We start from the raw sequence: 12,458 nt of genomic DNA, 5'->3' as shown, positions 1-12,458 counted from the left end.
GCCAAACGAAGCGCCATTAGAGCGCGGATGGCGACAAAGTTGCCAAAAGAAATTCGGCTAAGGCGGCAGAAAACGTTACCCTATGCAACTGAATTTTCCGCACTTGCCTGAGGTTACCTCCGTGTTCTCCCAATTCGCCCTGCACGAACGCCTGCTTAAAGCCGTGGCCGAGCTTAACTTTGTCGAGCCAACCCCGGTGCAGGCCGCGGCCATCCCCCTGGCCCTGCAAGGGCGTGACCTGCGCGTGACCGCGCAGACCGGCAGCGGCAAGACCGCGGCCTTCGTGCTGCCGTTGCTCAACCGCCTGGTCGACCTGCGCGAACGCCGCGTCGAGATCCGCGCGCTGATCCTGCTGCCGACCCGTGAGCTGGCCCAGCAGACCCTCAAGCAGGTACAGCTGTTCTCGCAGTTCACCTACATCAAGTCGGGCCTGGTTACCGGCGGTGAAGACTTCAAGGAACAGGCCGCCATGCTGCGCAAGGTGCCGGACGTGCTGATCGGCACCCCGGGCCGCCTGCTCGAGCAGCTCAATGCCGGCAACCTCGACCTGTCCCACGTACAGGTGCTGATCCTCGACGAAGCCGACCGCATGCTCGACATGGGCTTCGCCGAGGACATGGAGCGCCTGTGCAAGGAGTGCGAGAACCGCCAGCAGACCCTGCTGTTCTCCGCCACCACCGGTGGTGCGGCCCTGCGCGACATCATCGGCAAGGTGCTGAAAGACCCAGAGCACCTGATGCTCAACAGCGTCTCGCAGCTGGCCGAAGGCACCCGCCAGCAGATCATCACCGCCGACCACGACCAGCACAAAGAGCAGATCGTGCAGTGGCTGCTGGCCAACGAAACCTTCGACAAGGCGATCATCTTCACCAACACCCGCGCCTTGGCCGACCGCATCTACGGCCACCTGGTGGCCAAGGACGTGAAGGCCTTCGTGCTGCACGGCGAGAAGGACCAGAAGGACCGCAAGCTGGCCCTGGACCGCTTCAAGCAGGGCAGCTCCAAGGTGCTGGTGGCTACCGACGTTGCGGCCCGTGGCCTGGACATCGACGGCCTGGACCTGGTGATCAACTTCGACATGCCGCGCAGCGGTGACGAGTACGTGCACCGCGTGGGCCGTACCGGCCGTGCCGGTGGCGAAGGCCTGGCGATCTCGCTGATCACCCACAACGACTGGAACCTGATGTCGAGCATCGAGCGCTACCTCAAGCAGCAGTTCGAGCGCCGGGTGATCAAGGAAGTGAAGGGCACCTACAACGGGCCTAAGAAGGTCAAGGCCTCGGGCAAGGCGGCTGGCAGCAAGAAGAAAAAGGTCGAGAAGAAGACCGGTGACAAGAAGGCGGCCGCCAAGCGCAAGCCAACCGCAAAGCCGAAGGCCAATGCACCGCTGGCCAGCGCCGACGGCCTGGCGCCGCTGAAAAAGCGCAAGCCTGCGGCTGAGTAACCTTCAGTAGCGCTGTTGGTTTCTTCGCGGGCACGCCTGCTCCCACAGGATAATCACAGATATCGAAGGCTGTGTTATCCCTGTGGGAGCGGGCGTGCCCGCGAAGGGGCCAGCACAGGCGACCTCTATTCAGCCTTTTTCTCCGCCTCTTTCAACTCCTTGATCCGCTTGTCGATCAGCTGACACTTGTCGGGCAAATCCTTGCTAGCCGTGCCCAGCTCCATCCCTTGAAGCTCGTCATTGATCTCCTTGGCCTTCTGCGGGTTCTGCTCGGTCAACTGGGTGACCAACCCGGCCAGCTCTTCGCGTTTCTGCGTTGCTTCTTCCGGTGTGCAGGCCCAGGCGGGCAGGGCGCAGGACAGGGCAGTGGCACAGGCAATGGGCAGCAGCAGTTTCATCCTTCTACCTCCGGCGGTGGTGATGCCCGGTGGAGGCATGTGCCTGGCCGTTAGTTCAGCGCCTTCGACCGGTGGCACTTCATGGTCAGCCTGTCCCCAGTTGGGCAACTGACCTGGCCTTGTGAGCCAGTTGCTGCGCCAGTACATGCAAGCACATCAACGCCAGCGCTGAGATATTTCGGAACGCCGGGCAACCTCGGCAGGTCCCAACCTGTGTACACCTTCCGTCCACAGCAGGAGCCCGTAGCCATGAGCATCGCCTACGACTGGGACCTGATCGAGCGTTTGCTGCACGAGGTGCAGAACGGCGCCGGTCACAGCTTCACGCCACGCCCCTATGCCGAGCAACACGCTGCGGCACTGGCTGCCAAGGGGGAGCCGGTGGGCGACCTGGACCACCTGAAAACCCGTGCCTGCGAGTACGAGAGGCTGTTGTTCGAGCGTGGCTTCATCGAAACCCGACCCGAAGAAGATGGCGGTAATGGCGAGAATTTCGTGCTGACCGAACGTGGCTCGCGGTTGATGAGCCTGATCGACAGCAGCATCCCCGGCTTCGAGCACCCGCGCCAGGTGCTGGACGAGCAAGAGGATGCGCTGGATGAAACCACCTTCGAGCAGGTGTCGGCGAAGGCACAGATCGCCTGAGGTCGTTTTGAGGCTGGCAAGGGCGGCCATGGAAACCCGATAATCGGTAGTTCCTGAATAACTGCCGAGCCCTCGCCCATGCCAATGACCACCGCAGAGGCCCGCTCATGAGCGCGGCCCGCAAGAACCCTGATGCCTTTGCCTTTCAGGTGATGCTGGGGCTGTGCCTGATCTGGGGCTGCCAGCAGGTCCTGATCAAGACTGCTGCCATCGATATCGCGCCGGTGATGCAGGCGGCCCTGCGCAACGGCATCGCCGCCGTGCTGGTGGGCCTGATGCTGTGCTGGCGCGGGGGCTGGGAGCAGGTCGGCAGCACCTGGCGTGCCGGGGTGGTGGCGGGCGGGTTGTTCGGCCTGGAGTTCCTGTTCATTGCCGAGGGGCTGAAGCTGACCTCGGCGGCGCACATGTCGGTGTTCCTCTATACCGCGCCGGTGTTCACCGCGTTGGGCCTGCATTTCAGGCTGCCCAGCGAACGCCTGCGGCTGCTGCAATGGCTAGGGATCCTGCTGGCCTTCGGCGGCATCGCCATGGCATTTGCCGGCGGCATGTCGTTCAAACACATGGATGGCCGCACCTTGCTGGGGGATGCCTTTGGCGTGATCGCCGGGCTGGCCTGGGGGGCGACAACGGTGGTGGTGCGTTGCTCGCGGCTGTCGGAAGCACCGGCGACCCTGACCCTGTTCTATCAGCTGGCGGTGGGCTTTGCCGGGTTGCTGCTGATTGCCTTGCTCAGCGGCCAGATCGGCGCGGTGACGCTGACGCCGCTGGCGATGGGCAGCGTGCTGTTCCAGGGGATTGTGGTGTCGTTCATCAGCTACCTGACCTGGTTCTGGTTGCTGCGCAAATACCTGGCGTCGAACCTGGCAGTGTTCTCGTTCATCACCCCGCTGTTCGGGGTGACCTTTGGCGTTTTGTTGCTGGATGAGCCGCTTAGCCTGAACTTTGTGGTTGGTGCGTTGATGGTGCTGCTGGGGGTGGTCCTGGTGAGTGCCGAGCCTTGGGTTAAGCAGCAGTTGCGTAAGATTGTGGGGTGAGGTTCAGCCTGTGCTGGCCTCTTCGCAGCACAAGGCTGCTCCTACAAGGAACGCGTCGGACGAGCGATATTTGTTCTCTGCCCGACAGCGCAGCCCGAAAGGGCTGGGCAATCTTACACAGGTACTGCACAGGTCTTGAAGATTTTGCGGCCCCTGTGGGAGCGGGCGAGCCCGCGAAGAGGCCGGCACAGGCAACCACGATTCAGGATGTCGCCTTGGCCTGACAGGCGTTGCCCTGCTGTGCAGAGCTGCCAAACAGCACCAGCCCCCCAGCCACCACCAACCCACCCGCAGCCACCATCAGCGCAGGCTGCAACCCGCCGCTGTAATGGCTGCTGACCGCCGCCAGCAGCGGCCCGCTCAACTGCCCCAAGGCAAAGCAGGCTGTCAGTAGCCCGGCATTGCGCTGCGTGGCATGCGGCGCCAGCTCCCGCGAACGTTGCATCACCAGTTGCATGCAGGCCAGGAATGGCCCGCCACACAGCACCACGCCCAACGCCAGCCCGACACCTCCGCCCATCAGGCAGGCCAGCACACCCAGCCCCTGCAGCCACAGGGTGGCGGTGAGCCAGGTCGCGGTTCGGCCGCCACGCCGCAGGCTCACGAGCAGAACCCCCAGCGCCGCCGCCATGCCGAATGCCGGCCAGAACAGGTCTGCGAGCCACTGCCCGTGGAACTGCTGGTTGGCCATCTGCGACAGGAAGGTGGCCGGCAGGATGTAACCTACGCCATACAGCGCATATACCAGCCCCAGGCGGCCGATGCCGACACGGCGGGTCGGGCCTAGGTGTGCAGCGGGCGATACCGGCGCGGCTTGCAGCGCCCTGGGCAGCCAAGGCCGCACCGCCAGCAGCATCACCAGCGCGGCCACGGCATAGATCAGCCACAGTGCTGCCGAGCCAAGCCCCCACAAATGCGCCACCAGCGCCAGCAAACCAGTCAGCGCAATGCCCAGGCCGGGTCCCGCGAACACCAGGGCACCCAGGCGCTGGCGGTTGTCGGCATTGGCCACCTGTTGGCTGAGGCTGGTGATCATCACCAGCACCCAGGCGCTGGCCACGCCGGTGCCGAAGCGCAGCAGCAGGTGGCTCCAGAACCCGTCTGCGGCCCATGAGGCCAGGGTCAGCAGCACGCACAGCCACAGCCCGCCGTGCAGGCGCAGGCGCACCTGGCCCGGCGAGCGGGCGAACATGGCATCTACCGCGCCGATGAGGTAACCCAGGTAGTTGGCCGCTGCCACCAGCCCGGCGACCGTCAGGTCGAACTGGCCTTCGGCGATCAGTTGCGGCAGCTGCGGGGTCAGGGCGAAACGGCCGATGCCCATGGCCATCATCAGCGCCACGGCGCTGGCCAGCAGTTGAATGAGTGGCGACATGACAAGTCTCCTGCACGGATGTAAGCGATGGCTGGCAGGTTAGGGCGGTTTCTTTTTCAATAAAATTGAATAATGATGATCAAGTTGTTCTGTTTTGGAGAATGCCGTGGAATTCAGCCAACTGCGTATCTTCCAGGCCGTGGCCGAGGAAGGTTCGGTCACCCGCGCCGCAGAGCGCCTGCATCGGGTGCCGTCGAACCTGTCGACGCGCTTGCGCCAGCTTGAAGAGCAACTGGGTGTCGAGCTGTTCCTGCGCGAGCGCCAGCGCCTGCAGCTGTCGCCCGCGGGCAAGGTGCTGCTGGATTACGCCAACCGCATGTCAGCCTTGCGCGACGAGGCGCTGGCCGCCGTGCGGGGCGGCCAACCGGCCGGGGACTTCGTGCTGGGGACCATGTACAGCACGGCGGCGACCCATTTGCCGGGGTTGCTGGCGCGTTATCACCAGGCCTACCCGGCGGTTAACTTGCAGGTGCGTGCGGCGCCCAGTGGCGAGTTGCTGGAAGGCCTGCTCAACCACACCTTGGACGCGGCCCTGGTGGACGGGCCACCGAGCCTGGCCGGGCTGGATGGCGTGCCGCTTTGCGATGAGCAGTTGGTGCTGATCACAAGCCCCGAGCACCCTGCGGTACACACTGCCAAGGATGTGGCCGGCAAGGCGGTGTTCACCTTCCGCCAGGGCTGCTCGTACCGTATGCGCCTGGAGGCCTGGTATGCCCATGCCCATACGCCCATGGGCAGGGTGATGGAGATCGAGTCGTACCAGAGTATGCTGGCCTGCGTGATCGCTGGCGCGGGTGTGGCGATGATGGCCAGGTCGATGCTCGACAGCCTGCCCGGGCGCGACCGGGTGCGGGTGCACCAGCTGCAGGCACCGTTCGATCAGGCGGTCACTTGGTTGATGTGGCGCCAGGGCATGCGCGGGGCAAATTTGCAGGCCTGGATCGACCTGCAACAAAGCGAAACGATTAACCAGTCGTCGGAATGCGCCGTTACGGCTTGATCCGTATCAAAATGGCCCGTATCTGTAGCTTTAGAGGCATGCGTAATACAGGACATAGGGCTATGATCTGTATGAAACATCGCAGGATTGAATTGCCGTGAGGCTGACCCGTCAAGGGGGCATTATGAATAAACCACTGTCCAACTGGCTCCATGACCTGGCTGTCGCCTTGGGGCTGATTCCACCACCCTTGCAGCCGGTGCCGATCCCGACTGATGAAGAGCAGCGCAAACGCCAACCGCGTCGTCGCTGATACAGACAAAGGCCGCTGCACCTGGGTGGGTGCAGCGGCCTTTTAGTGTCTGCCAGTTGTGTGTTGCCTGTACCGGCCTCTTCGCCGGCTTGCCCGCTCCCACAGGTACCCCACAGCACTCGAGGCCTGTGATATTCCTGTAGGAGCGGGTTTACCCGCGAAAGGGCCAGTAAAGGCAGCCGGGACCTATCAGGCCAGCTTAACCGCCGCCACCGATTTACGCGATATCAGGCTGACCACCACAAAGCTCACCAGACCAACCGCCAGGCTGTAGTAGATCGGCGTATTGGCCTCCAGCCCATCCTTGAACATGAACAGCAGCGCGGTGGCAAAGCCCAGCGACATGCTGGCGATAGCCCCGGCGGTGGTAGCGCGCTTCCAGAAAATCGCCCCGATCAGCGGGATCAGCATACCGCCGACCAGCAGGTTGTAGGCCAGGGTCAGGGCGTTGATCACATCGTTCACCACCAGGGCAATGCCCAGCACCACCAGGCCGGTGAGCAGGGTGAACAGGCGGCTGACGCCCAGGCTCGACGCCTTGCCGCCACGCAGTTTGGGCAGCAGGTCTTCGGTCAGGGTGGTGGACGCAGCCAGCAGGCCGGCGCTGGCGGTGGACATCATGGCGGCTAGCGCCGCTGCCATCAGCAGGCCACGGATGCCATCGGGCAGCGTGGTCTTGATCATCTCGGCAAAGGCATTGTTCGGGTTGGCCAGGTCGGGCATCAGCACATGCGCAGCCATGCCGATCGCGGCGCAGGCCAGGCCGTACAGTATGCAGTACACACCGGCGGTGGTGCCGGCACGCTGGCAGACCTTCTCGTCACGGGCAGTGAACACCCGCTGCCAGATGTCCTGGCCGATGAGGATGCCGAAGAAGTAGATCAGGAAGTAGGTGATGATGGTGTCCCAGCCAATGGTGGTCAGCTGGAAGCTGGCCGCCGGCAGCTTGGCCACCAGGGTGTCCCAGCCACCGGCCTTGTACAGGCACACAGGCAGCAGGATGAACATCAGGCCGACGGTCTTGATCACGAACTGGACGATGTCGGTCAGCGTCAGCGACCACATGCCGCCAATGGTCGAGTACAGCACCACCACACCACCGCCCAGCAGCAGCGAGGCCCAGAACGGCAGGTCGAGCAGCACCTGCAATACGGTGGCCATGGCCAGGGTCGAGGTAACGCCGATCATCAGTGCGTAGGCCAGCATGATCACGGCGCTGGCCTGGCGTGCGGCCGGGTTGTAGCGCTGTTCCAGCACCTGGGTCACGGTGAAGATGCGCAGGCGCAGCAAGGGTTTGGCCAGCAACAGGTTGAGGGCGATGATGCCCAGGCCCAGGGCTGCGCACAGCCAGAAGCCGGAGATGCCGTGGACGTAGCCCAGGCGTACGGTGCCGACGGTGGAAGCGCCACCGAGTACGGTGGTGGCCATGGTGCCCATGTACAGGACCGGGCCGAGGTTGCGCCCGGCCACCAGGTAGTCCTCATGGGTTTTCGCGCGCCGCATGCCGTACCAGCCAAGCCCGAGCATGCCGGCGGTATAGATCATTACAACAATGATGTCCAAGGCCATTGGGGGTCTCCCGATTATCTTTATTATGGCGAGATCGACCACGCGGGCGGGTTCACGGCGCCCGGCGGTCTTGTCGTGTTGTTGGCGGGCCTCTGTGGCCCTCCCTCATGGCTCCTGCCGGGGTATAGCGGTATTAACGACGCACTACGCCCGGTAGCACGCAGAGCATCTCGAACAGCAGGTTGGCACCGAGCAGCGAGGTGTTGCCGGTGGTGTCGTAAGGCGGGGAGACTTCGACGAGGTCACAGCCGATCAGGTCCAGGCCGTGGCAGCCGCGAATGATCTCCATCGCCTGGATGGTGGTCAAGCCGCCGATTTCCGGGGTACCGGTGCCGGGAGCCCAGGCCGGGTCGATGCCATCGATGTCGAACGACAGGTACACCGGGCCACCGCCGACCTTTTCGCGCACTTCGGCCATCAGCGGTTCCAGCGACTTGTGCCAGCACTCTTCGGCCTGGACTACACGGAAGCCCTGGCGGCGGCTCCAGTTGAAGTCATCGGCGGTGTAGCCCTGGGCGCGCAGGCCGATCTGCACCACGCGCTCGCAATCGAGCAGGCCTTCTTCCACGGCACGGCGGAAGGTGGTGCCGTGGGCAATCTTCTCGCCGAACATGTGGTCGTTGACGTCGGCGTGGGCATCGATGTGCACCAGGCCGATCTTGCCGTGCTTCTTGTGCAGCGCGCGCAGGATCGGCAGGGTGATGGTGTGGTCGCCACCCAGGGTCAGCGGGATGATGTTGTGCTCGAGGATCTCGTCATACGCTTCTTCGATGATGCGCACGGCGTCCAGTAGGTTGAAGGTGTTGATCGCCACGTCACCGATGTCGGCCACCGAGAGCGAGTCGAACGGTGCAGCTCCCGTGGCCATGTTGTACGGGCGGATCATCACCGATTCGGCGCGGATCTGACGCGGGCCGAAACGGGTGCCGGAGCGCAGCGAAGTACCGATGTCCAGTGGCACGCCGATGAAGGCGGCGTCCAGGCCTTGGGCACTTTGCAGGTGGGGGAGACGGAGCATGGTGGCGATGCCGCCGAAACGCGGCATTTCGTTGCCGCCCAGTGGTTGGTGGAGGATCTTGTCCACGGTGGGCCTCATCAGTCGGTCGATTGTTCTGTTTGTTCGAACCTGTGCCGCCGCGCGCCTTCCAGGTGTGGTCTTGCCGGCGGGCAGGGACATTTCGGCCAAGTCTGCTGAAGGTAGTGCCGGGGAAAAATCGGTACCGGCAAATACTTAGTTCAGGAATTTCTGAACTAAAGGCGGCAGAGCGGTTAGACTGCGCGCTAATACCCCCTGCGGAACCGTTGCACCATGGCCTCGACCTTGCCCGACCTGAAACTGCTGCGCATCTTCGTCAGCGTGGTGCGCCACCAGGGCTTTGCCAATGCCCAGCGCGAGCTGAACCTGTCGACCTCGGCCATCAGCACCTACATGAGCCAGCTGGAAGGTGCCCTGGGGATCGTGCTGTGCCACCGTGGCCGTGGCGGCTTCAGCCTGACCAGCAAGGGCGAGCTGTTCCACCAGGAAACCCTGCGCCTGCTGGCCGAGCTGGACGGCTTCGAACAGTACGCCGCCGCCCTCAAGGGCGAGTTGCGTGGCACCCTCAACCTGGGGGTGATCGATTCCACGGTCGGTGACAGGGCCTTGCCGCTGGCCGAAGCCATTGGCGCCTACAGCCAGGAACACCCGGCGGTGCACCTGCACTTGTCGGTATCCAGCCCTTACGAGCTGCAACTGGGCGTGCAGGACAACCGTCTGGACCTGGCGATCGGGGCGTTCTCCTCGCGCATGAGCGGGCTGCTCTACCAGCCGCTGTACCGTGAGCAGCACTGGCTGTACTGCAGCAGCCGCCACCCGTTGTATGCCGAACGGCGCATCCCCGAGCAGGTGGTGACCCAGCAGCGCATGGTCGGGCGTGGCTACTGGAGCCAGGCCGAACTGGCCCGGCATGGCTTCAAGCACAGCGCGGCGACGGTGGAGAGCATGGAGGCGCAGTTGATCCTGATCCTGTCCGGGGCCTACATCGGCTACCTGCCCGAGCACTATGCCCAGGCCTGGGTCGACAAGGGCGACTTGCGCGTGCTGTCGCCGTCGACCTTCGGCTACCAGGCACCGTTCTCGCTGATCATTCGCCGCGGGCGCAGCCGTGAGCCATTGATCCAGACCTTCCGCGACCTCCTCAAAAGCCAGCTCAACGTGGGCTGAAGCCCGGCATATGCTGTATTTCGTCGGCACCCGTTAAATTGTTGGTGCTGTCGACCGACAACATAATGGCGTCCTGCTATATATCAAATTTGCGTGTGCTGCTGTCTACCTCCCTTTCATCCTGCAAGGATTGCCCAAGATGCGCATGAATTTGCCCGTCACTGAGCACGAAAGAACCTTTCCCAACGATCAACGCCTGATTTCCACCACTGACCTCAACAGCCGCATCACTTACTGCAACGACGCTTTCGTGGCGATCAGCGGGTTCACCTACGACGAGCTGGTCGGCCAACCCCACAACCTGGTGCGCCACCCGGACATGCCGCCGGCAGTGTTCGGCCACATGTGGGAAACCATCAAGCAAGGCAAACCGTGGATGGGGGTCGTCAAGAACCGGGCGAAGAACGGTGATTACTACTGGGTCAGCGCCTACGTCACGGCCATCTACGAGCAGGGCCGCATCAGTGGCTACGAGTCGGTGCGCTCGGTGCCCACTCGCGAGCAGATCCGTCGCGCCGAGGCGTTGTATGCGCGCCTGCGGGCCGGCCGCACACCGGTGCCGTGGGCGGCCCGCCTGCTGCATGGCCTGGGCCACGGTTGGCCATTGATAGGTGCGGGACTGCTGTCGGCGGCGGGCTACCTGTGGCTACCGCCCTACGCGGCGCTCGGGGTGCTGATGGCCAGCCTGCTGCTGGCCTGGTATCTGGTCGAGCACCGGCAGAACCAGGCGGTCCGGCGCACGCTGGCCGAGCATCCCAAGGCCTTCACCAGCCCACTGGTGGCACTGACCTACAGTGATAACCCAGGCCTGCAGGGCCAGCTGGATCTTGCCATCATCAGTGAAGAAGCACGCCTGCAAACGGCCTTGACCCGCCTGGTGGATGCCGGGGTCGGGGTGAAGTCGCGGGCAGCGCAGTCGTCCGATTTGTCCGATGCCCAGGCACAGATGCTCGACCGCCAGCGCAACGAGACCGACCAGTCCGCCGCCGCCATCGCGCAGATGGCGGCGACCATCCAGCAGGTTACCCACAACGTGCAGAGCACGGCGCACGCAGCGGGCGATGCCGACCAGCTGGCGCAACAGGGCAGCGAGCTGGCGATGCAGAGCCTGCAAGCCATGGGCAGCATGAGCAATGCGGTCAACGACATCGGCCAGGCGGTCAATGCCCTGGCTGAGCAGACCCAGTCGATCGGCAGCGTGGTCGATGTGATTACCTCGATCGCCGAGCAGACCAACCTGCTGGCGCTCAACGCAGCCATCGAGGCGGCGCGTGCCGGCGAACAGGGGCGCGGGTTTGCCGTGGTGGCCGACGAGGTGCGTTCGCTGGCCCAGCGCACCCGTGCCTCGACCGAGGAGATCCACCAGATCATCGCCTCGTTGCGCGCCGGGGCAGCGCGCGCGGTCAGCACCGCCAGCCGCGGCGAGCAGATCTCGCGGGACAGCGTGCACAGCGTCGAGGCGGTGCAGGCAGCGTTGAGCGGGATTGCCCAGGCGGTCAGCCGCATCACCGGCATGAGCCAGCAGATGGCGACGGCGTCGGAGCAGCAGAGCCATGTGGCCGAGGACATCAACCAGCAGATCGTGCGCATAGCCCACCTATGCGACCAGAGTGCCGGGCAGGCCAGGCAGGGCGCGGAAATCAGCCAGGACCTGGAGCGCATGGCGGAATACCTGCATAGCCTGGCAGAGCGGTTCAACCGTTGAGATCGCCGGGGCCGCTTTGCGGCCCTTTCGCCGGCAAGCCAGCTCCCACAGGTATCGCACAAGGCTCAGGCCTGTGGTGATCCTGTGGGAGCTGGCCTGCCGGAGAAAGGCCCGCAAAGCGGGCCCCGGTTCTGTGGCAAACTGTTCCCGCCAAGGAGAACCCCATGCCCAGACCCCGCTGCGAGCGCTGCCAGCGCCCGCTCGACCATTGCCTCTGCCCACTGATCCCCGCGCTCGACAGCCGTACCCGCGTCATCCTGCTGCAGCACCCCAGTGAAACCGCCCATGCCCTGAATACCGCCCGCCTGGCCGCCCTTGGCCTGAACAACGCCGAGTTGCGGGTAGGCGAGGTATTCGATGACCTGAACGAATTGCTGGCGACCCCCGGTTACCGGCCGGCCCTGCTGTTCCCGGGCGACGACGCCCAGAGGTTGGTGGCCTATGGCAAGACGGACGACAAACCCTTGCTGTTGATCGTACCCGACGGCACCTGGCGCAAGGCACGCAAGCTGTTGTACCTGAACCCATTGCTGGAGGCGTTGCCGCGAGTGACGCTGGGGGCTGTCGCGCCTTCACGCTACCGCTTGCGCAAGGCGCCGGAGGCGGGGGCGTTGTCGACTATCGAGGCGGTGGTGGGGGCGCTCAATGCGCTTGAGCAACCGGCCTGTTTCGATGCATTGCTGGCGCCGTTCGAGGCATTGATCGAAGGGCAGATCAGGGCCATGGGCGAGGAGACGTTCCGGCGCAACCATGGCAGCGAGTAGGGGCTGGGGGCTGCCTTGCAGCCCATTCGCAGCACAAGGCTGCTCCTACAGGAAAGCGCGCAACATCT

Annotated in this window: 12 protein-coding genes and 1 pseudogene; 9 read left to right on the top strand and 4 right to left on the bottom strand. The window is 64.2% G+C overall.

All coding sequences use genetic code 11. The features are described 5' to 3' along the window. Positions 1-82 precede the first annotated feature (82 nt). Entirely contained in the window at positions 83-1,444 is a 1,362-nt protein-coding gene (locus tag ACK56M_RS21720; protein WP_039612590.1) for a DEAD/DEAH box helicase, read from the top strand. A 125-nt stretch (positions 1,445-1,569) separates the two neighbouring features. On the opposite strand, the gene ACK56M_RS21715 is transcribed toward ACK56M_RS21720, so the two are convergent. After that, positions 1,570-1,842, bottom strand: a complete 273-nt coding sequence (locus ACK56M_RS21715) for a hypothetical protein (RefSeq protein WP_013973700.1) — start codon at positions 1,840-1,842, stop codon at positions 1,570-1,572. 249 nt (positions 1,843-2,091) lie between these two features. Between ACK56M_RS21715 and ACK56M_RS21710 the strand changes: the two genes are divergently transcribed. Continuing rightward, on the top strand, positions 2,092-2,487 hold the full coding sequence (locus ACK56M_RS21710; RefSeq protein WP_013973698.1) for a hypothetical protein: 396 nt from the start codon (positions 2,092-2,094) through the stop codon (positions 2,485-2,487). Positions 2,488-2,594: 107 nt separating this feature from the next. Next, on the top strand, positions 2,595-3,521 hold the full coding sequence (locus ACK56M_RS21705) for a DMT family transporter (protein WP_309669222.1): 927 nt from the start codon (positions 2,595-2,597) through the stop codon (positions 3,519-3,521). A 202-nt stretch (positions 3,522-3,723) separates the two neighbouring features. Here the strand turns inward: ACK56M_RS21705 and ACK56M_RS21700 are convergent, their stop codons facing one another. Then, positions 3,724-4,896 carry an MFS transporter gene (locus ACK56M_RS21700; RefSeq protein WP_411959040.1) on the bottom strand — a complete coding sequence of 391 codons (1,173 nt, stop codon included), beginning with the start codon at positions 4,894-4,896 and terminating at the stop codon, positions 3,724-3,726. A 106-nt stretch (positions 4,897-5,002) separates the two neighbouring features. Between ACK56M_RS21700 and ptrR the strand changes: the two genes are divergently transcribed. Continuing rightward, on the top strand, positions 5,003-5,896 hold the full coding sequence (gene ptrR / locus ACK56M_RS21695) for a putrescine utilization regulator PtrR (RefSeq protein WP_015271294.1): 894 nt from the start codon (positions 5,003-5,005) through the stop codon (positions 5,894-5,896). A gap of 124 nt (positions 5,897-6,020) precedes the next feature. Further along, on the top strand, positions 6,021-6,149 hold the full coding sequence (locus tag ACK56M_RS21690) for a PA1414 family protein (protein ID WP_009683677.1): 129 nt from the start codon (positions 6,021-6,023) through the stop codon (positions 6,147-6,149). Positions 6,150-6,338: 189 nt separating this feature from the next. Here ACK56M_RS21690 and ACK56M_RS21685 read toward each other — a convergent pair whose 3' ends face one another. Then, positions 6,339-7,718 (bottom strand): sodium:solute symporter, encoded by a 1,380-nt coding sequence (locus tag ACK56M_RS21685; protein WP_015271293.1) that lies wholly within the window; start codon positions 7,716-7,718, stop codon positions 6,339-6,341. Positions 7,719-7,851: 133 nt separating this feature from the next. After that, on the bottom strand, positions 7,852-8,802 hold the full coding sequence (speB, locus tag ACK56M_RS21680) for an agmatinase (protein WP_013973693.1): 951 nt from the start codon (positions 8,800-8,802) through the stop codon (positions 7,852-7,854). 225 nt (positions 8,803-9,027) lie between these two features. Here speB and ACK56M_RS21675 point away from each other — a divergent pair, with 225 nt between their 5' ends. The 4 genes and pseudogenes from ACK56M_RS21675 (at position 9,028) to ACK56M_RS21660 (ending at position 12,390) form a co-directional block, all read left to right on the top strand. Further along, positions 9,028-9,921 (top strand): LysR family transcriptional regulator, encoded by an 894-nt coding sequence (locus ACK56M_RS21675; protein ID WP_013973692.1) that lies wholly within the window; start codon positions 9,028-9,030, stop codon positions 9,919-9,921. 139 nt (positions 9,922-10,060) lie between these two features. After that, a pseudogene (locus tag ACK56M_RS21670) lies at positions 10,061-10,369 on the top strand (PAS domain-containing protein); the annotation flags it as partial. A 228-nt stretch (positions 10,370-10,597) separates the two neighbouring features. Then, on the top strand, positions 10,598-11,626 hold the full coding sequence (locus ACK56M_RS21665; protein WP_371035233.1) for a methyl-accepting chemotaxis protein: 1,029 nt from the start codon (positions 10,598-10,600) through the stop codon (positions 11,624-11,626). A gap of 164 nt (positions 11,627-11,790) precedes the next feature. Continuing rightward, the gene (locus tag ACK56M_RS21660; protein ID WP_015271291.1) at positions 11,791-12,390 is read left to right on the top strand and encodes a tRNA-uridine aminocarboxypropyltransferase; all 600 of its coding nucleotides are present in this window, start codon (positions 11,791-11,793) and stop codon (positions 12,388-12,390) included. The last annotated feature ends 68 nt before the right edge of the window (positions 12,391-12,458 follow it).

It is taken from the genome of Pseudomonas sp. s4, from assembly GCF_046764235.1.
Classification (GTDB): Bacteria; Pseudomonadota; Gammaproteobacteria; order Pseudomonadales; family Pseudomonadaceae; genus Aquipseudomonas; species Aquipseudomonas asiatica.
Note: the sequence above shows the minus strand (reverse complement) of the source record. Positions and strands in the feature narration are given on the sequence as shown.

What these genes read in the sequence shown, in the direction of transcription:
- ACK56M_RS21720 (WP_039612590.1), top strand. Translation starts at nt 83, where the DNA reads ATGCAACTGAATTTTCCGCACTTGCCTGAGGTTACCTCCGTGTTCTCC.
- ACK56M_RS21715 (WP_013973700.1), bottom strand. Translation starts at nt 1,842, where the DNA reads ATGAAACTGCTGCTGCCCATTGCCTGTGCCACTGCCCTGTCCTGCGCC.
- ACK56M_RS21710 (WP_013973698.1), top strand. Translation starts at nt 2,092, where the DNA reads ATGAGCATCGCCTACGACTGGGACCTGATCGAGCGTTTGCTGCACGAG.
- ACK56M_RS21705 (WP_309669222.1), top strand. Translation starts at nt 2,595, where the DNA reads ATGAGCGCGGCCCGCAAGAACCCTGATGCCTTTGCCTTTCAGGTGATG.
- ACK56M_RS21700 (WP_411959040.1), bottom strand. Translation starts at nt 4,896, where the DNA reads ATGTCGCCACTCATTCAACTGCTGGCCAGCGCCGTGGCGCTGATGATG.
- ACK56M_RS21690 (WP_009683677.1), top strand. Translation starts at nt 6,021, where the DNA reads ATGAATAAACCACTGTCCAACTGGCTCCATGACCTGGCTGTCGCCTTG.
- ACK56M_RS21685 (WP_015271293.1), bottom strand. Translation starts at nt 7,718, where the DNA reads ATGGCCTTGGACATCATTGTTGTAATGATCTATACCGCCGGCATGCTC.
- ACK56M_RS21675 (WP_013973692.1), top strand. Translation starts at nt 9,028, where the DNA reads ATGGCCTCGACCTTGCCCGACCTGAAACTGCTGCGCATCTTCGTCAGC.
- ACK56M_RS21665 (WP_371035233.1), top strand. Translation starts at nt 10,598, where the DNA reads ATGGCCAGCCTGCTGCTGGCCTGGTATCTGGTCGAGCACCGGCAGAAC.
- ACK56M_RS21660 (WP_015271291.1), top strand. Translation starts at nt 11,791, where the DNA reads ATGCCCAGACCCCGCTGCGAGCGCTGCCAGCGCCCGCTCGACCATTGC.